The sequence below is a fragment of the Sphingomonas sp. FG14 genome, assembly GCF_057809675.1.
This window is the reverse complement of record NZ_JBMDKK010000004.1, coordinates 151,674-167,930: the sequence shown is the minus strand read 5'-3', so window position 1 is coordinate 167,930 and position 16,257 is coordinate 151,674. Positions and strand designations below refer to the sequence as shown.

The 16,257-nt window shown below is 64.0% G+C and carries 17 protein-coding genes; 10 read left to right on the top strand and 7 right to left on the bottom strand.

The features are described from left to right. The first annotated feature begins 57 nt into the window (after positions 1-57). Positions 58-864, top strand: a complete 807-nt coding sequence (locus ACODTA_RS15940) for an SDR family NAD(P)-dependent oxidoreductase (RefSeq protein ID WP_489066945.1) — start codon at positions 58-60, stop codon at positions 862-864. 3 nt (positions 865-867) lie between these two features. Here ACODTA_RS15940 and ACODTA_RS15935 read toward each other — a convergent pair whose 3' ends face one another. From ACODTA_RS15935 to ACODTA_RS15915, 5 genes are all read right to left on the bottom strand, one after another. Further along, positions 868-1,782, bottom strand: coding sequence for an NAD-dependent epimerase/dehydratase family protein (locus tag ACODTA_RS15935; RefSeq protein ID WP_489066943.1), 915 nt, complete (start codon positions 1,780-1,782; stop codon positions 868-870). A gap of 11 nt (positions 1,783-1,793) precedes the next feature. Next, positions 1,794-2,624, bottom strand: coding sequence for an alpha/beta fold hydrolase (locus ACODTA_RS15930; RefSeq protein ID WP_489067121.1), 831 nt, complete (start codon positions 2,622-2,624; stop codon positions 1,794-1,796). Positions 2,625-2,745: 121 nt separating this feature from the next. Next, positions 2,746-3,168, bottom strand: a complete 423-nt coding sequence (locus ACODTA_RS15925) for a PaaI family thioesterase (protein ID WP_489066942.1) — start codon at positions 3,166-3,168, stop codon at positions 2,746-2,748. 89 nt (positions 3,169-3,257) lie between these two features. Next, positions 3,258-3,677, bottom strand: coding sequence for a nuclear transport factor 2 family protein (locus ACODTA_RS15920; protein WP_489066941.1), 420 nt, complete (start codon positions 3,675-3,677; stop codon positions 3,258-3,260). After that, positions 3,674-4,537 (bottom strand): SDR family NAD(P)-dependent oxidoreductase, encoded by an 864-nt coding sequence (locus tag ACODTA_RS15915; protein WP_489066940.1) that lies wholly within the window; start codon positions 4,535-4,537, stop codon positions 3,674-3,676. The genes ACODTA_RS15920 and ACODTA_RS15915 overlap by 4 nt, the downstream gene beginning before the upstream one ends. Before the next feature lie 131 nt (positions 4,538-4,668). Between ACODTA_RS15915 and ACODTA_RS15910 the strand changes: the two genes are divergently transcribed. Both ACODTA_RS15910 and ACODTA_RS15905 read left to right on the top strand, forming a co-directional pair. Next, positions 4,669-5,235 (top strand): VOC family protein, encoded by a 567-nt coding sequence (locus ACODTA_RS15910; protein ID WP_489066939.1) that lies wholly within the window; start codon positions 4,669-4,671, stop codon positions 5,233-5,235. A gap of 75 nt (positions 5,236-5,310) precedes the next feature. Continuing rightward, positions 5,311-7,359, top strand: coding sequence for a 3-hydroxyacyl-CoA dehydrogenase NAD-binding domain-containing protein (locus ACODTA_RS15905; protein ID WP_489066938.1), 2,049 nt, complete (start codon positions 5,311-5,313; stop codon positions 7,357-7,359). Here ACODTA_RS15905 and ACODTA_RS15900 read toward each other — a convergent pair. Next, complete coding sequence (locus ACODTA_RS15900) at positions 7,349-7,894, bottom strand: VOC family protein (protein WP_489066937.1); 546 nt, start codon at positions 7,892-7,894, stop codon at positions 7,349-7,351. The two genes, ACODTA_RS15905 and ACODTA_RS15900, sit on opposite strands and share 11 nt — an antisense overlap. Before the next feature lie 57 nt (positions 7,895-7,951). Between ACODTA_RS15900 and ACODTA_RS15895 the strand changes: the two genes are divergently transcribed. Genes ACODTA_RS15895 through ACODTA_RS15880 form a run of 4 tightly spaced genes read left to right on the top strand, consistent with a single transcriptional unit; the run spans position 7,952 to position 11,205 of the window. Next, positions 7,952-8,920 (top strand): fumarylacetoacetate hydrolase family protein, encoded by a 969-nt coding sequence (locus ACODTA_RS15895; protein WP_489066936.1) that lies wholly within the window; start codon positions 7,952-7,954, stop codon positions 8,918-8,920. 10 nt (positions 8,921-8,930) lie between these two features. Next, positions 8,931-9,503: an amino acid synthesis family protein gene (locus ACODTA_RS15890; RefSeq protein ID WP_489066935.1), complete on the top strand. Its 573-nt coding sequence runs from the start codon at positions 8,931-8,933 to the stop codon at positions 9,501-9,503. Positions 9,504-9,559: 56 nt separating this feature from the next. Next, positions 9,560-10,306 carry an SDR family oxidoreductase gene (locus ACODTA_RS15885; RefSeq protein WP_489066934.1) on the top strand — a complete coding sequence of 249 codons (747 nt, stop codon included), beginning with the start codon at positions 9,560-9,562 and terminating at the stop codon, positions 10,304-10,306. After that, entirely contained in the window at positions 10,303-11,205 is a 903-nt protein-coding gene (locus ACODTA_RS15880; protein WP_489066933.1) for an alpha/beta fold hydrolase, read from the top strand. Before ACODTA_RS15885 ends, ACODTA_RS15880 begins: the two co-directional genes overlap by 4 nt. Here the strand turns inward: ACODTA_RS15880 and ACODTA_RS15875 are convergent. Then, positions 11,180-13,390: an acyl-CoA dehydrogenase family protein gene (locus ACODTA_RS15875; protein WP_489066932.1), complete on the bottom strand. Its 2,211-nt coding sequence runs from the start codon at positions 13,388-13,390 to the stop codon at positions 11,180-11,182. The two genes, ACODTA_RS15880 and ACODTA_RS15875, sit on opposite strands and share 26 nt — an antisense overlap. 14 nt (positions 13,391-13,404) lie before the next feature. Between ACODTA_RS15875 and ACODTA_RS15870 the strand changes: the two genes are divergently transcribed. Genes ACODTA_RS15870 through ACODTA_RS15860 form a run of 3 tightly spaced genes read left to right on the top strand, consistent with a single transcriptional unit; the run spans position 13,405 to position 16,257 of the window. Further along, positions 13,405-14,808, top strand: a complete 1,404-nt coding sequence (locus ACODTA_RS15870) for an amidohydrolase family protein (protein WP_489066931.1) — start codon at positions 13,405-13,407, stop codon at positions 14,806-14,808. Positions 14,809-14,818: 10 nt separating this feature from the next. Further along, positions 14,819-15,589 (top strand): hypothetical protein, encoded by a 771-nt coding sequence (locus ACODTA_RS15865; RefSeq protein ID WP_489066930.1) that lies wholly within the window; start codon positions 14,819-14,821, stop codon positions 15,587-15,589. Further along, the gene (locus tag ACODTA_RS15860) at positions 15,586-16,257 is read left to right on the top strand and encodes an SDR family NAD(P)-dependent oxidoreductase (RefSeq protein ID WP_489066929.1); all 672 of its coding nucleotides are present in this window, start codon (positions 15,586-15,588) and stop codon (positions 16,255-16,257) included. The genes ACODTA_RS15865 and ACODTA_RS15860 overlap by 4 nt, the downstream gene beginning before the upstream one ends.

Below are 16,257 nucleotides of genomic sequence, written 5' to 3'. Positions count from 1 at the left end.
CGATGAGTGGCCGCATTTTGCGGATGAAATAGGTGTGGCGAACTGGAGGCTTTGCGGATGGATCTCGAACTTCACGGAAAATGCGCGCTGGTCACGGGCAGCAGTTCCGGAATCGGTGCCGCGATCGCCCATGCCCTCGCCATGGAAGGCGCTTCGGTGGTCGTCCATGGCCGGCACGCGGCGCGAGCGGAAAGCATCGCGGCCGCGATCAGATCGGACGGCGGTAAGGCGGCGGTGGTATTGGGCGACCTGGCAACCGATGCCGGCGCCGCAGGCGTTGCAACAGAGGCGATGGCGTTCGGCGGGATCGATATCTTGGTGAACAACGCCGGAGGCGCCATCGAGCGGGCCGACCCGTCCTGGTTCTCGACCGAACCGGACGACTGGATCAACACCTATCAGGCAAATGTGGTGGCGGCGGTCCGACTCATTCGGGTGCTGGTGCCGCCAATGTGCGAGCGCGGCTGGGGGCGGGTGATCAATATCGCGACCGGTGCCGCGATCACCCCCACATCGGCACAGCCCGACTATGCCGGTGGCAAGGCGGCAATGCTCAATCTGAGCCTCAGTCTCTCCAAGGCTCTTTCGCAAAGCGGCGTGACCAGCAACGCGGTGTCGCCTGGCATGATACGGACTGAAGGACTGCGGCGTTTCCTCACCAGCTTCTCCGCCAAGCGCGGATGGGGGGACGATCTCGCGCGTGCCGAGGCTTATGTCGCCAAAGGCAGCGGCCAGACCGTCGCACGGATCGGCGAAGTCGAGGATATCGCCTTTGCCGTGGCCATGATAGCCAGCCCGCGCAGCGACTTCGTCAACGGCACGAACATCCATGTCGACGGTGGTATCACGCCGTCGCTGGGCTGACGGTCAGGAGCGCTTCGCCATGATCGCGGCGAAGGCGGGATGGCGGGTCTCCTCGATGATATCGAGCCGGTCGGGGCTGGGCGCCCAGCCAAGCTCGCGCCGTGACAGCGGCGAACGCGAGCGGCTGCAGATGCTCAACCCGATCAATGCAGTGAACTTGTCCCAGATTTCCATCGCTTCACCCAGCGTCACGCTGCGTACCGGCACACCCAACGCCTGCGCCACGCTTTCGGCGATCGTGCGGAAGTTCGTTTCGCCCGATACGGCATGATAGAGCTTGCCGGGCGTGCCCCTTTCCAGGACGAGTTCGTACAGTCGTGTCAGATCTTCGACATGTACATTTGAATAGAGATTTAAGCCACGCCCGACATAACAGACCTCGCCCGTGCGTGCTGCGGATTGATAGAAATTGGTGATTGCGGGGCAGCCGCCATTCCCCCAGATCAGTGGCGGCCGGACGACAAAGGCGCGCAGATCGCGGCTTGCCGCGGCGCGGACCAGATCTTCGGTCTGCTTACGCGCACCAATATATTTGGACGGGACGAACACGTCCTCCTCGGCAAAGCTGTCTTCGCTCCAGTCCCCGTCGGTGCGCTGTGAGAGGACGCCGGTACCGGAGGTGAAAATGAAGGATTTGCCGCTGCCCGCCAGGCGATTGACGATCGCCTCGACCGTCGTGCGTTCGGTGTCGAGCATAAGCTGTGCGGCATAGATAGTGGCATCTGCCTCGCTCAGTGGCGCCAGTGCGCCGTCGAGATCGGTGAGGTCGCCCAAAGCGGCGCGTGCGCCTACGGCTTCCAGCCGCGATGCTGCGTCGTCGCTGCGCACGAAGCCCGTGACATCATGTCCCGCCGTGACGAAATGGCGCACCAGATGCGATCCCAGATAGCCGTTGGCGCCATAGATCAATATCCGCATCGCATGCTCCGCTAGGGTTTGATGTCAAAGCCGGTCACCCAGCCGGCCAAAAGGGCGTTGAGTGCCGCGACCAGCGCAATTGGTTGATCGACCATCACATGATGGTTCGCGTCGGTGATCTCGATCAGAGGCGTGTCCTCCGGCAAAGCAGCGATCATGCGCCTGATCATTTCGCCGGCGGTCAGTTGCGAATTTGCGCCCCGGATCAGCGCCACTGGGCAGCGCATCACTGCGAGCTCCTCCCATATATGCTCGGCCGGGACGCCGCCCCACAGTTTCGGGTCAAAACGCCAGGACCAGCCGCTACTTCCATCCTCGCCAGTTGTTTCCCGGATCGCCATGCGGCCGAGATATTCCGCGATCCAGCGGTTCTCGCATGGCTGGACCGGCGAAAGCCGGAAGCGGGCCATTGCCGCCTCTTTCGTCGGATAGAGCCGGTGGCCGGCATAATCGGGAATCTTGAAATTGCTGACGCCCGGCAGGCCGGAATCGACCAGGATGGCCGCGCGCATGGGCCGGTCGATATTGGCGGCGGAATGGATCACGGGCAGGCCGCCCATCGAATGCGCGACGACGACCGGTGGAAGTGCATGCGAGGTCACGCCCGCCGCATCCGCAACCGCCCACATTTCCTCGGCAAAGCGCGAGACGGAATACTCATCATGCCAATCCGATCCGCCCATCCCTCCCAGCGAGAAGCAGACCACGCGGAACCGATCCGCGAAGAAAGACGCGAGAAACGCCCACCAACCGAGATGTGCTGCATTGCCATGCACAAACACCAGTCCGGGGGCGTCCTTGGATCCCCATGCGCGCGCGTCCAGTCGTCGCCCATCGGGCATGGCAACCTCGAACGCCTCGTATGGCGCAGCGAGCGCTTCCAGGAACCATGCAGGCGGATCCGGGATGTCGTCGAGCCGACCGAGCGGCAAAAGGGGATTATGGGTCATGGCGATTGCGGCGTCAGTTGCCGATGACCTTCTGAACCGAAGTCGCCGTGAAGATCGGCTTGCCGTCCACCTGCGCCTCGGCGCGCGTGAACACCAGGCTGCGGGTCCGCTTGACCAGGATGCCGCGAACTTCAAGCAGGTCGCCCAGCTTCGGCGCTCCGATAAATTGCATCGACATTTCGATCGCGACGACCGGAGGTCCGTCCGGATCCCAACCCGGGCCAGCGGTGCCGACCTCGGCCATGCTTGCCATCACCGCTCCGTGGCAGAGATTCCAGGCGTTGACATGGTGCGGCTCGATCCGCAGCGCCGCCCAGACCTCGTCGCCCTCGGCAGTTGCCACGCGCCGCGAATAGACACGACCGATATGGTTGATGAACGCGCTGATCGAAGGTTCGTAGATATAACCGTCGGGAGTGTCGCTTTGGTCCGTCATGGTGCGCTCCGGAATTGGGGTATGTTTCGATGTGAGCAGCAGCCGGCGCGGGTCAATCGCCGGAGCCCGGATATCGCATATGTGCGAAGTCAGACGTTCAGCCCGTCATGCTCCAGCTTCACGCGCCGCGAACATAATAGCCATGCGTCGCCCACTTTACGGAACCGGTCGATATAGATGCCGGTTTGTAGGATGACGTCGCCGCGAACGAGCAGGAAATAGCTCCAGCCGTGTGCGTTCTCGGCATCGTCCATCTCTATGCGCGACGTGGTGACATAGTGGCGCGCCACGCGCCGTTCGGCGCCGCCCAGCAGGCCGCTGTCGAGAATGGCCTGATAATAGGCGCGGATTGCCTGCCAGCCTTCGGGGCGATCTTTCCCGAATTCGAGTACGGCGTCCTCCGTGAAGCAGCGCATCATCTCGTCCACCGCGCCACGGTCGCCTGCATTGTTGTACAGGGCGATCGTATGGCGGATCGCCTCGCGCGCGAGCAATTCTTCGACGGTCATTGCTGCCTCTCCTTCGTGGCTTGCGCTGTCGACGGCAGATCCGGGAACAGCCGCCAGTCATTCTCCGGCGTTCTCACCCAACCGCTTGATGCCCAGGTTCCACCATCGATGCTGAGCGTCGCACCTGTCACATAGGCGCTCATCCTGGATGCCAGGAAGATCGCGGGACCGGCGCAATCATCAGGCGTTCCGTCGCGCTTCAGCGGTACATAGCGACCGCGCGCGGCAACCTGCGGCGGGTCCATCGCGCCGGGGGCCTGGTTCACGAAGCCGTCGGTGACGATGATATCGGGCGCGATCGCGTTTACCCGGATACCGAATTCGGCCAACTCGACCGCGGTCGTACGGGTGAAGTTGAGCATCGCGGCCTTGCACGCGGCATACACGGCGTAGCCCGGTGCCGCGCGCAGTCCTTCGATGCTGGAGACATTGATAATTGATCCGCCATGGCCGAACGCGATCATATGCTGCGCGGCATGATGGGTGGCTGTCATCAGGCTGCCAAGGTTGAATTCGACATGGCGGTCACGGCTGCGCTCGCTCTGGTCCATGAACTTGACCGGGCGCCCGCCGCCGGCATTGTTGACCAGGATATCGAGCCGCCCGAAGCTGCGTGCCGCCGTGTCGATCGCGCTGCGAAGCGCGCCACGGTCCATCACATCGGCGGAGACGAAGATACTGCGACGTCCCGCGGTGGCAATCTCGTCGGCCACTTGCCGGCCTGTTTCGTTATCGAGGTCAACGATCACGACGTCCGCGCCGAATTCGGCCATGCTGAGTGCGATACCCCTGCCTATGCCGTTGGCACCGCCCGTGACGATGGCGCAGAGGCCGTCAAGTCGAATATCAGCGGGATCCATATGCCTCTCCATGGTCATCCGAGCGTGTTGCCTGGCGCGTGCGATAGACAAGAACGTGCGGTTTCAGTATCATCTAAAATTCTAGAAGGACAGTCCTGCGGGCGTCCTGATTGTGTTTGGGAGAGGGTAGGGTGATCGATACCGCCAGCCGGGATTATCAGATGGCCTTCAGCCATGTCGGGTTCTTTGTGACCGATATGGCGAGGATGGCCGATTTCTATTCGCGCGTGATGGGGTTCTTCATCACCGACAAGGGCGAGCTGAACGGAAAAGCGATCACTTTTCTCAGTCGCGATCCGCGTGAGCATCACCAGATCGTGTTGGTCGCCGGACGCGATCCCGGCAGCCACCTCAACATCAACCAGATTTCCTTCCGTGTACGTTCGCTGGGCGAGCTCAAGGCGTTCTACGCTCAACTCGTCGAAGCGGACGCCAAGGGGATGGAACCGGTGATTCACGGCAACAGCTGGTCGATCTATTTCCACGATCCCGAAGGCAATCGGATCGAGGTGTTCGCCGACACCGATTGGTATATCTCCCAGCCATTCAAGGAACCGCTGGATCTGACTCTGCCAGAGGAGGATATCCGCAACTTCACGCGCGATTATTGCAAGACGCGCGCGGGATACAAGCCGATCGCCGCCTGGCATGCGGAGATGGAGGCAATGATGTCCGCCGGCCAGCCCGCCCGGACCTGATCGTTACACTATCGGCATTGCACCAGCGCCTGCCGCAGCCTTCGCGACACCGATGCTTAAACCGGAGATTATCAAATGCCCGCGATCAACGCGCTGGTCGATCTGACGCTGGAGGACGGCGTCGCCCTCATCACGCTCGATAACCCACCGGTCAATGCGCTGTCGCCCAGGCTGATGGATGGCATGTACGATGCCTTCGTCCAGGCGATCGAAGATCCGGCGGCTCGGGGGATCCTGCTGATCTGCGCGGGGCGCACCTTCATCGCGGGTGCGGATATCAAGGCGCTCGGCGTCGAATCGCCCAAGGTCGATTTCTTCGAACTACAGGCGAAGATCGAGGATTCGGCAAAACCGGTCATGGCCGCACTGCACGGCACGTGCCTGGGCGGCGGGCTCGAAGTGGCGCTGACCTGTCATTACCGTATCGCTGCGCCCGGCACGCGGCTGGGCCTGCCCGAAGTGAATCTCGGTCTGTTGCCGGGCGGCGGCGGAACTCAACGGCTGCCCAGGATCGTGGGCGTTGCGGCGGGGCTGGATCTGCTCATGTCCGGAGCGCAGGTCGATGCGCTCCGCTCGTTGGAGGTCGGCTTGATCGATGCGATCGCCCAAGGCCAGGACCTGACTGCGGACGCCAAGGCCTATATGCATCGGTTGCTCGCCGAGGGGCGGCCTGCCAAACGCGTCCGCGATCTAACCGACAAGATCGCTTGCACCGAGCCCTCGGCTTTTGATGATGCGCGTACCTGGGCGGAGCGACGGCGGCGCGGCGAGGAAGCGCCACGCGCGATCATCCGCTGCGTCGAAGCGGCCGTGCGTGGCGATTTCGAGGCGGGGATTGCTGTCGAGCGCGCGGAATTCCAGACGTTGCTCGACGGCCCGCAATCGGCGGCGCTGCGCTATGCGTTCTTTGCCGAACGCCAGGCTTCCAAAATCGCCGGGCTTGGCCCGGAGGTCCAGCCGCGTCCGATAGCTCGCATTGGTGTGGCCGGCGCCGGAACGATGGGGTGCGGCATATCCATGGCGCTGCTCGATGCCGGTATCGCGACTGTCCTGTTCGACACGGCGGGAGACTCGCTCGCTCGCGCCGGAACTCTGATCGCGTCCCATTACGATGCTGCCGCAGCACAGGGGCGCTTGTCGGCTGTGGAAGCCGCGAAGCGCCGGTCCGGCCTGACCCTGTCGGACGCGATGGAAGGGTTCGCCGATTGCGATCTGGTGATCGAGGCGGTCGTCGAAGAGCTCGGCGTCAAGCAGACGGTCCTCGCCGAGATCGAGCGGATCGCGCCGTCGGCGTTGTTGGCGACCAACACTTCCTTTCTCGATCTCGATGCGATCGCCGCCGCCGCCGCCCGCCCGGAAAACGTGCTCGGGTTGCACTTCTTCTCGCCTGCCAATGTGATGCGCCTGCTCGAGATCGCGCGCGGCAAGGCAACATCGGATGAAGCGGTGGCGACTGCGTTCGCGCTTGCGCGCAAGTTGGGCAAGGTTGGCGTTCTGTCCGGCGTATGTCCGGGATTCATCGGCAACCGCATGATGCTTGCGCGACAGAAATTCGCCGATGCAATGATCCTGCAGGGCGTTGCGCCCGAGGCGGTCGATCGGGCCGCGACTCAGTTTGGCATGGCCATGGGGCCGTTTGCGATGTGGGATCTGGCGGGACTCGATCTCGGCTGGCGAGCGGACCGTTCGACCGGCCGGACCGTGATCGAGCGGCTTTGCGAAGAGGGTCGTCGCGGGCGTAAGACGGGGGCGGGCTATTACGACTATGATGCCGCCGGCAAGCCGACGCCGTCGGCGCTAACCGCCGGATTGATCGCGGAGTGCGGAGCGGCCGCGGGGATCGCGCCCCGGCTTTTGTCCGATGCCGAGATTCTCGATCGCCTGCTGATCCCGATGATCAACGAAGGCGCCCGCATCCTGGAGGAAGGTATCGCCCAGCGCGCCTCCGACATCGATATGGTCTGGGTGCACGGTTATGGCTGGCCGGCTTATCGTGGCGGCCCGATGTACCATGCCGATATCATCGGCCTGTCCGCGGTGATCGACGCCGCTCGGTCGATCGGCCTCGAACCCGCCCCCTTGCTGGTGGAGTATGCTGCCGCCGGCCGCAAGCTCACGGGGTAAGGAGTCGGCCGAGTGTCCGTTCGAGCTCGGCGACGAATTTTGAGCGCGGCATGAAGCCGGGCAACCCCTCCACCAGCAAGCGGGTTTCGGCCAGCAATGCCTCGTCGCTCTGATCCAGGTTCAGCGGCTCGCCGCATGGCTGGGGAACATGGAACGGGGTGTCCAGATAGACTTCGACCTTGTTGCCTTCGGGATCGTCGAAATAGATCGACCAGGCATTGCCATGGTTCAAGCCGATAAGGCTGGAGGCACCGGAAGCAAGCGCCTTGTCCCGCGTCGCGCGCAAGTCGTTCAGCGTATCGACCATGAAGGACAATTGCATCACGGTGCTGGGGCCATCCACGCTGCGCCCCGACGAAAGCACCAGCTGGTGATGCTGCTGCGGATCGCCGGTCAGGAAGACCAGTTCGTTCCTGAAGGTCTTGCCGACGCCGCGATCGGTGGCGACCAATCCGAAGACACCGGTGTAGAATCGTTCGATCAGCCCGATATCGCGGACGAAGATGCCGAGATGGCTGAGATGTGGACGTGCCATGACCGCTCCCTGGGTGAAGTCGCCGGATCATAGGCCGGGCTGGACATACAGGGCAGCGTGTCGCGCGGATTTCACATCCGTGCAGGATGCGTCGCTTGGCGGCGTGCGCGCTTGCCTCCTTGCGGAGGCGACCCTAGCCCAGCGCTAACGGCAATTCAGACGGGAAACCCCATGCGCTTCGTTTCTTTCAAGGCCTCCGGCGTCGAATCCTTCGGCCTCGTCCGCGACAATGACGTGATCGAGCTTGCGTCGCGTCTCGGTGTTTCGACACTCAAGGCGCTCATCGCCGCAGATCGCCTGGGGGAAGCGGCGCAGTTCGCCGATCTTCCTGCAGATCATTCGCTCGATGCAATCGAGTTCCTGCCAGTCATTCCCGATCCGGCGCATCTGTGGTGTCTGGCGATCAACTATCAGGACCATATCGAGGAGATCAAGGCTGTCGGGATCCAGCGCGATCCGCCGAAGAAGCCGGCGCTGTTCGCCCGCTACGCCGATACGATGATGGGGCACAACGCGCCGATCCTGAAGCCGACATTCTCCGACGAAGTCGATTGGGAAGTCGAGCTGGCGGTGATCATCGGCAAGGGCGGCCGTCATATCAGCGAAGCGGATGCCATGTCGCATGTCGTGGGATATTCGGTCTTCAACGACGCCACTATTCGCGACTGGCAGTTCCAGACCCGGCAGATCACCGCAGGCAAGAACTTCCGCTCCACGGGTAGCCTCGGCCCTTGGATGGTGACCGCCGACGAGATCGACGATCCGCACAATCTTCGCGTTCAGGCCCGCGTAAACGGTGAGACCTATCAGGACAGCAATACCAGCTACCAGATTCACAAGATCCCCGCGTTCATTTCATATGTGTCGGACATCCTCGATCTGCAGCCCGGCGACGTGCTGGCCACCGGCACACCGAGTGGTGTGGGCTTCTCGCGCAAGCCGCCGATCTTCATGAAACCGGGTGACATCTGCGAGTGCGAGGTCGAGGGGATCGGCATTTTGCGCAATCCGGTCGTGAGCGAATAGCGCTCTCCGCATGATCGAGATCCGCAAGACCCAGCTCAGTGTCGAGGAGATCTGGCACGAAGGCGGGTCGTGTGCCGCGGTTCCGCTGCGCGTCGCGACCGCGCTTGCAGTCGTCCACAATCCATTCGCCGGCCGATACGAAGCCGACCTGCTCCCTTTCCAGGCCGAACTGCGCACGCTCGGGCGGATGCTGTCAGAAAGGCTCCTCGATGCTCTCGAGGCCGATGCGATCCAATCCTATGGCAAGGGCGCGATCGTCGGCGAGGATGGTGAGCTGGAACATGGCGCGCTGTGGCACGAAGCGGGCGGCTGGGCATTGCGCGAGCTGCTGGGTGGGCCGAAGGCGATCGTTCCCGCCGCCAAGACGGTGGGAACGCTCGGCACCAGGCTGATGGTACCGCTGGGCCATATCCATGCGGCGTATGTTCGCAGTCATTTCGGCACGGCGGAGATGACGGTGTGGGATGGGCCGAGGCGGGGTGAGATCGCCTATGGGCTGGCGGCCGCAACGGGAGGCCGCGTCCATGCGCGGGCAGGCGGGCTGGGTGCGGCCGATATCAGGGGTGAGGACGGATTGCGCTGAGCAACGTCCCGAATGACGACCGGGAGCGTTTGATGGGCATGCGATCGTTATTCGACGTGAGCGGCAAGGTCGCGCTTGTGACAGGCGGCAGCAGCGGGATCGGCGAGATGATCGCGACCATGCTGGTGCGTGCCGGTGCATCGGTGTTCATTGCGGCGCGCAAGCCCGAACGCCTAGCCGAGGCGCTGGAGCGGATCGGGGCGCATGGCTTGGTGCAGGGCGTCCAGGCCGATCTTGCTGACCCGGCAGGCGCCGAGCGGCTCGCTGCGTCGCTGGGCGAGCGCACCGACCGGCTGGACATTCTCGTCAACAATGCGGGCGCGACCTGGGGTGCGCCGTTCGGCGAATTTCCGCTGTCCGGCTGGGACCGGGTGATGGACCTCAACGTGAGGGGCGCATTTCTGCTCAGCCAGGCACTCACTCCGCTGCTGGCGCGAAGCGCCACCGACGATGACTGGTCGAGCATAATCAACGTCAGTTCGGTGGCCGCGCGACATAGCGATGATGCTCCCTCTGCAGCCTATGGTCCGTCGAAGGCCGCGGTCGAGCAACTGACACGCGTGATGGCGCGATGGTTGCCGCGTGACCGGATCACGGTCAATTGCATCGCGCCAGGCTGGTTTCCCTCGCGCATGAACGCCCCGATCCCCGACGATTATCGCGCAGCGTGGATCGAGCGCACGCCCGTGGGCCGGCTGGGCCGGGCGGAGGACATAGGGGGGCTCGCGATCTACCTTGCATCGCGCGCGGGTGCTTTCGTCAATGGGCAGGTCATCAGCATCGACGGTGGCTGGTCGGCATGACGCCGGATCCGGCTCCGAAGGCGCCGCCCGAGTTTGTTGCGGGCGCCAGCGGCAATCGCATCGCGATCGACAGGTTCGGTCCGCGCGATGGTGCCGTCGTCATCCTGCTTCCCGGCGGCGGACAGAGACGCCAGAGCTGGCGGCGCACCGGGGAGAGGCTGGGCGCGGACGGATGGCATGCGATTGCTGCGGATCTGCGTGGCCATGGCGACAGCGATCCCGCTCTGGACGGTGACTATGGTTATGACAGGCTGGTCGATGACGTCGTGACGCTGATCGAGGCGTCGGGCCGGAGGGCGGTGCTGGTCGGCGCATCATTGGGTGGGAAGATCGCACTTTCGGCCGCCGGCGCGTTACCACCCGGTATGATCGATGCGCTCGTTCTGGTCGACGCGGTACCGCGCTCTGTCGAAAACGGCGTCGCGCGCGTGGCGAGCATCCTGCAGACCCCGCCGGAAGGGTTCGCAACACCGGAAGCTGCGGCCGGGGTGCTCGCGGGGCCGGACAGTGCGGTCCCGGCGCCCGATGCCATCGCACGCCTCCGGCGCAACATGCGGCTGGACGAGGCGGGCCGCTGGCATTGGCATTGGGATTCTTGGTTCTTCGATCCTTCGCACGGTCTAGGCATAAAGCCAGCCCTTGCGCGCCTCGAGGAGGCGGCCCGTCGCGTCGCGATGCCCGCTCTGCTGATGCGTGGGGAGCGCAGCGACGTGACGGATGCCGCGGGAGCAGCCGCGCTGGCGACCTGCATCCCGCATCTGGAAACGGTCGTGATCGAAGGGGCCGGGCACATGATCGTGGGAGATCGCAACGATGCGTTCGCCGCGACGCTCATCGACTTCCTTCATCGGCACATTTCCGCGCCAGGGCCGGTCAGGTGCGGGATTTCGGCATCTTGAGGAACTGCTCCGCGATCAGGCTGCGCTGAATCTCACTGGTCCCGCCATAGATGGTCATGGCGATCGCGCGCCGCATCGCCACTTCCACCAGCGCCAGGTCGTCATCGCGCGACAGCAGCGATTCCGGGGCGGCCAGAGCGACGAGATCGGCCGCGGCGGTGCGGAGCCCCTCTGTCGCGAACAGCTTGGACATCGGCCCGTCCGAAATCGCGCCCTGGCCTGCCGCCTGCGCCCAGACGTCACGACGTGAAATCCCTTCCGAAACGGCGACGATCGTCGCCGCTCGGGCCAGGCGGCGGCGCACGCCCGGCTCGTCGATCCGGCGCTGCCCCACTGAACCGCGGCTCGCCCAGTTCACCGCATGGCGCAGCATCACCGGCATCGCATAGTGATAGACGATGCCGCCATGCTCCAGTCCCAGCATGGTGTGCATCACCTGCATGCCGCCACCGACTGCCCCCAGTCGGTACCTGTCGGGGATCCGCACGTCCTGGAAGTAGGTGATGTTGGTGCGCTCGTCCTGAAGCGTGTGGACCGGCTGGATCTCGATCCCTGGAACATCCATCGGCAATATGAAGACCGTCAGCCCCTGGTGCTTGGCTCCGCTCGTATCGGTACGGGTGAGGAGCAGGATATAGTCCGCGATGTGGCCGGCCGTCGTGAACATCTTCTGGCCGTTGAGCAGCCAGTCTTCGCCATCCTGGACCGCCTTGAAGCTGGTGCCGAAAATGTCGGATCCGCTTCCCGGTTCGGTGAAGCCCAGACAGCCGACTGCTTCACCGGAAGCGAGGCGGGGAATGATCTCGGCTTTCGCCGCATCGCTGCCGAATTTCATCTCGAGCTGGAGGACGAATTCGGTGACGCCGCTCGCGGTCCGGTTCCAGTCCATCTCCTCCCATACCGCATCCGCGGCGGCGAGTTCGATCGGGCTGCGGCCCTCACCGCCGAACTCGGCGGGCAGATGGGGATAGAGCAGTCCCGCCCTGGCGAGTTTTTGCGCGAACGGCTTGCTATGCGCCTTTGTGCTGTGGTGGATCTTCGCGCGCACATCATCGTCAAGATTCTCAGCCATGAAGGCGCGCAGCCGGTTCGCATAGTCTTCCGCCTGGCTGCCCCAACCGAATTCGATGCCGATCTCGCCTGCCGCGGGCAGCGTCGCCTGCTCGTCCGCCCACAACCGGTCGCCAATGCGCTGCAGTTCGATTTCCGGATCCCCCGCGACCAGGCTCAGCGCCTTGGCGCGGCGGTAATAGAGTTGGATGTCGTTCTCCAGGCTGACGCCATAGCCGCCGAATGTCCGGATTGCGGTTTCGGTGGCCCGGCCCGCCACTTGCGTCGCCCACCAGAAGGCCATGGACACCTGCGCGGGGGCATCCGCCGAGCCCGCGGCGATCGCGCTGATCGCCTGCCACACCATCAGTCGTGCGCCATCCGCATCGGTAGCGGCGTCGGCCAGTGGATGCGCGACGCCTTGAAAGCTGCCGATCTTGCGTCCGAACTGTTCGCGCTCTCCCGCATATTCGGCGGCGAGGCGCAGTGCCTGGAGCGAAATCCCCGCCAGAGTCGCGGCGCTGCCCAGTTTCCACTCCTCGACGGCGGACTGCCATGCCGCAACGGCATCGGGGCCCGCTGCGAGCACGGCATCGCCGTCGCGCGGCTCTGCTGGCGGAGACCAGGTGCCGAGGGCGCTCATCGACGTCCAATTGGCCGAGGTCTCGATCTGCGGATCGCTATAGGCGATCAGGCGGTCGCCGCTCAGCCCGAGCACATAGGCGCAACCCGCAAGCGCCGGAACGACCTGCGCTTCGCCCGCGACAAGGGGGTGCAGCGCGATCGTGGCGGAGGCGCCATTGGCGACCGCAGCCAATTGCGTCTCCGCGCCGAACTGTCCGGCAAGCCGGGTTGCGACGATCGTTTCGACAAGGGGGATCGAAGCCAGGTTCTTTCCGGCCTCCTCTGCAGAAAGCGCCAGTTCCAACAGACTCAATGACAGGCCGCCGGCCGCTTCGGATGCACGCATCAGCGGCAGCCCGAGCTCGCAAACGCGGGCCCACAGGTTGCGGTCGAAACCGCTTTCCGCCGCTCGGATGCGTTCGGGAGTCGATTGCTCGCGAAACAGCCGCGCCACTGCGTCCTGCAGCATCGTCTGGTCATCCGAAAGGGCGAGGTTCAAAAGCGCAGCCATGCGAAAGCTCCATTATGCGGGCTACGGCCCGCAAATCCGTTCCACAGCTGCATAGCCGTTTCGCGGTGAACTGCGACCGGCCCGCGCAACATTGCATGAATGTGAAACAACGCTCCGTGCGACGCTCGATCGACGGAACAGGCTTGCCGCCGTTCAAAAAACTGATAAAGTGTCAATTATTAAAATTCCAGCGCCCTCCTGCTGGGCGGCAGTTTCTCCGGAGAGTTCGCATGTCCTCCTTGCCTTTCGATGTCTACGACGCCGACCACCATCTCTACGAGCCGGCTGACGCCTTTTTACGGCACCTGCCCAAGCAGTTCGCCAACGACTTTTACTTCGTCGAGCTGAATGGGCGCGCCAAGCTGGTGATCGGGGGGCAGCTGTCCGACTACATTCCCAATCCTACCTTCGAGGTCGTGGCCGGGCCGGGGACGCACGAGAAATGGTATCGCGCCGAGAACTCCGAGGGACTGACGATGCGCGAGATGACCGGCAAGCCCATCCGCCCGCCTGCGGAATGGCGCTCGGGTGACGGCCGCATCGCGGTGATGGATCAACAGGCGGTTCATGCCGCGCTGGTGTTCCCGACGCTTGCCTCGGTGATCGAGGAGCGGCTGAACCACAAGCCGGAGGCGATGGCTGCGCTGTTCCACTCGCTCAATCGCTGGACCGACGAGGAATGGGGTTTTGCGCGGGAGAACCGGTTGTTCTCGGTGCCGATGATCAGCCTCGCAGATCAGGATCTGGCGATCGAGGAACTTGAGACGGTGCTGAAGGCCGGCGCGCGCTGCATCGGCATCCGCCCCGCGCCGGTGCCGGGTTTCCGCGGCAGCCGATCGCCGGGCCTGCCCGAGTTCGATCCCTTCTGGGCGCGGGTCGAGGAGGCGAATATCTTCACCTGCCTCCACACCTCGGATTCGGGGTATGATCGCATCTATCGCTGGTGGACCGGCGGCTCGGGCGAGTATCAGCCTTTCGAGCGCGACCCGTTCCAGGCCACGCTCGATGTGCTGGGCCGTCCAATCTCCGATACGCTGTCCGCCTTCATCTGCCACGGCGTGTTCGATCGGTTTCCGCGGCTGCGCATGATCTCGGTCGAGAATGGCGCGGATTGGGTGCGGCCGCTGCTGCACAGGCTCGACAAGGCCTATGGCCAGATGCCCAAATCATTCAAGCGCCACCCGCGCGATATCTTCCGCGAGCATATTTTCGTCGCGCCTTTCTATGAGGACAACATGCAGGCGCTGGCGGAAGATCTGCCGATCGAACGGATCCTTTTCGGCAGCGATTTCCCTCATCCGGAAGGCCTTGCCGAGCCGCTGGACTATCTGAAGGAGTTCGACGGATTCAGCGAAGACTCGATCAAGCGGATCTTCCACTCCAATATGAAGGGCCTGCTGGAGGGCGTGCGCGACTAAGCGCGGCGCGATGAACCTCTTCGCGCCAGACCTTCACCCCGGCAAACCCGCGTTGCGGCGGCGCATTCTCCTGCGACCGGGGGCGGACGCGGTGCGCGGCGAAGTCGAGGATGATTTCCACCATTTCGTCGTCACCCTCTTCCACGACGGGGGCAGGATCACACGCGTCACCACGGCGGCATTGCGGCATCCCTGGACGACTTGTCCGGCTGCAGGCGACCTGCTTGCCGCCCGGCTGGTTGGCGTGCCGCTGGACGCGGTCGCCGGGTTCGATTCGCCATTTTTACATTGTACCCACATGCTAGACCTTGCGCTGCTCGCGGCTGCACATGCGCACGACCGAGCCCCAATGCTCTATTCCATGTTCGTGTCCGACCCCGATGCGGGGCCGCGCACGGCGCAGTTGTGGCGTGACGATTCGATCCTGCTCGACTGGCTGCTCGATGGCGATGGGGTTGCATCCGGCCCGGGTGAGGGACGAAACCTGCGCCAGTTGCGCCGCTGGCTGTCGGAGCTCCCGGTGCATTTGCAGGAACCGGCGCTGGCTTTGCGGCGCGTCGTGTTCATTTCCGCCGGCCGCCAGTTCGATTATGAGGCCAGGAACAATGCGTCCGAATTGGCGGCGCAGTCGGGGGTCTGCTTTTCATTCCAGCCGATCCGGGCGGCCGATGCACTGCCGATGCGCGGCAGCAAGCTCGATTTCACCACCAGTCGATCCGGGCCGTTGGCGCGGTGGTTCGGTCCGGATCGGCAGCTATTGCCCTTGGGAGAAGCGGTTTGACTGTTAAAAAACTCGTTGTCGTCACCGGTGCGGCGGGCGTGCTCGGACGTGCGGTATGCACGGAGCTGCTGGCCAAGGGTTATGCTGTCGCGGGTCTCGACCTGGCCGCGTTCGCAGCCTCGGATCTCGCTCTCACCTTGCCGGGCGTGGATCTTACCGACGCGGAGAGCGTGGCCGCGGCGTTTGCGCGGGTGGCAGGGCTCGGGCCACTGCACGGGCTGGTCAATGTCGCGGGTGGCTTCCGCTGGGAAACCGTCATCGACGGTGAAGTGGAAAGCTGGGATTTCCTCTACCGAATCAATGTGCGGACGGCGCTGAACGCAGTGCGTGCCGCGTTGCCGTTGCTCGGTGAGGGGGGCACGATCGTCAACATCGGTGCCGCGGGCGCGTTGAAGGCCGGAACGGGGATGGGCGCTTATGCCGCTTCCAAGTCCGGTGTGGCGAAGCTGACCGAAAGCCTGGCCGAAGAATTGAAGGATGCGGGAATTCGCGTGAATGCGGTGCTGCCCAGCATCATCGATACGCCGCTCAACCGGGCGGATATGCCTGACGCCGATTTCGGCCGCTGGGTCAGCCCTGCGGCGCTCGCGCGCGTTATCGAGTTCCTGCTTTCCGATGCGGCTGCGCCGATCACGGGTGCGTTGCTGCCCGTCACGGGGCGTGTCTGA

What these genes read in the sequence shown, in the direction of transcription:
- ACODTA_RS15925 (WP_489066942.1), bottom strand. Translation starts at nt 3,168, where the DNA reads ATGACGGACCAAAGCGACACTCCCGACGGTTATATCTACGAACCTTCG.
- ACODTA_RS15880 (WP_489066933.1), top strand. Translation starts at nt 10,303, where the DNA reads ATGACGCCGGATCCGGCTCCGAAGGCGCCGCCCGAGTTTGTTGCGGGC.
- ACODTA_RS15870 (WP_489066931.1), top strand. Translation starts at nt 13,405, where the DNA reads ATGCGGGCTACGGCCCGCAAATCCGTTCCACAGCTGCATAGCCGTTTC.
- ACODTA_RS15930 (WP_489067121.1), bottom strand. Translation starts at nt 2,624, where the DNA reads ATGCCCGATGGGCGACGACTGGACGCGCGCGCATGGGGATCCAAGGAC.
- ACODTA_RS15890 (WP_489066935.1), top strand. Translation starts at nt 8,931, where the DNA reads ATGATCGAGATCCGCAAGACCCAGCTCAGTGTCGAGGAGATCTGGCAC.
- ACODTA_RS15900 (WP_489066937.1), bottom strand. Translation starts at nt 7,894, where the DNA reads ATGGCACGTCCACATCTCAGCCATCTCGGCATCTTCGTCCGCGATATC.
- ACODTA_RS15940 (WP_489066945.1), top strand. Translation starts at nt 58, where the DNA reads ATGGATCTCGAACTTCACGGAAAATGCGCGCTGGTCACGGGCAGCAGT.
- ACODTA_RS15875 (WP_489066932.1), bottom strand. Translation starts at nt 13,390, where the DNA reads ATGGCTGCGCTTTTGAACCTCGCCCTTTCGGATGACCAGACGATGCTG.
- ACODTA_RS15905 (WP_489066938.1), top strand. Translation starts at nt 5,311, where the DNA reads ATGCCCGCGATCAACGCGCTGGTCGATCTGACGCTGGAGGACGGCGTC.
- ACODTA_RS15920 (WP_489066941.1), bottom strand. Translation starts at nt 3,677, where the DNA reads ATGACCGTCGAAGAATTGCTCGCGCGCGAGGCGATCCGCCATACGATC.
- ACODTA_RS15935 (WP_489066943.1), bottom strand. Translation starts at nt 1,782, where the DNA reads ATGCGGATATTGATCTATGGCGCCAACGGCTATCTGGGATCGCATCTG.
- ACODTA_RS15915 (WP_489066940.1), bottom strand. Translation starts at nt 4,537, where the DNA reads ATGGATCCCGCTGATATTCGACTTGACGGCCTCTGCGCCATCGTCACG.
- ACODTA_RS15865 (WP_489066930.1), top strand. Translation starts at nt 14,819, where the DNA reads ATGAACCTCTTCGCGCCAGACCTTCACCCCGGCAAACCCGCGTTGCGG.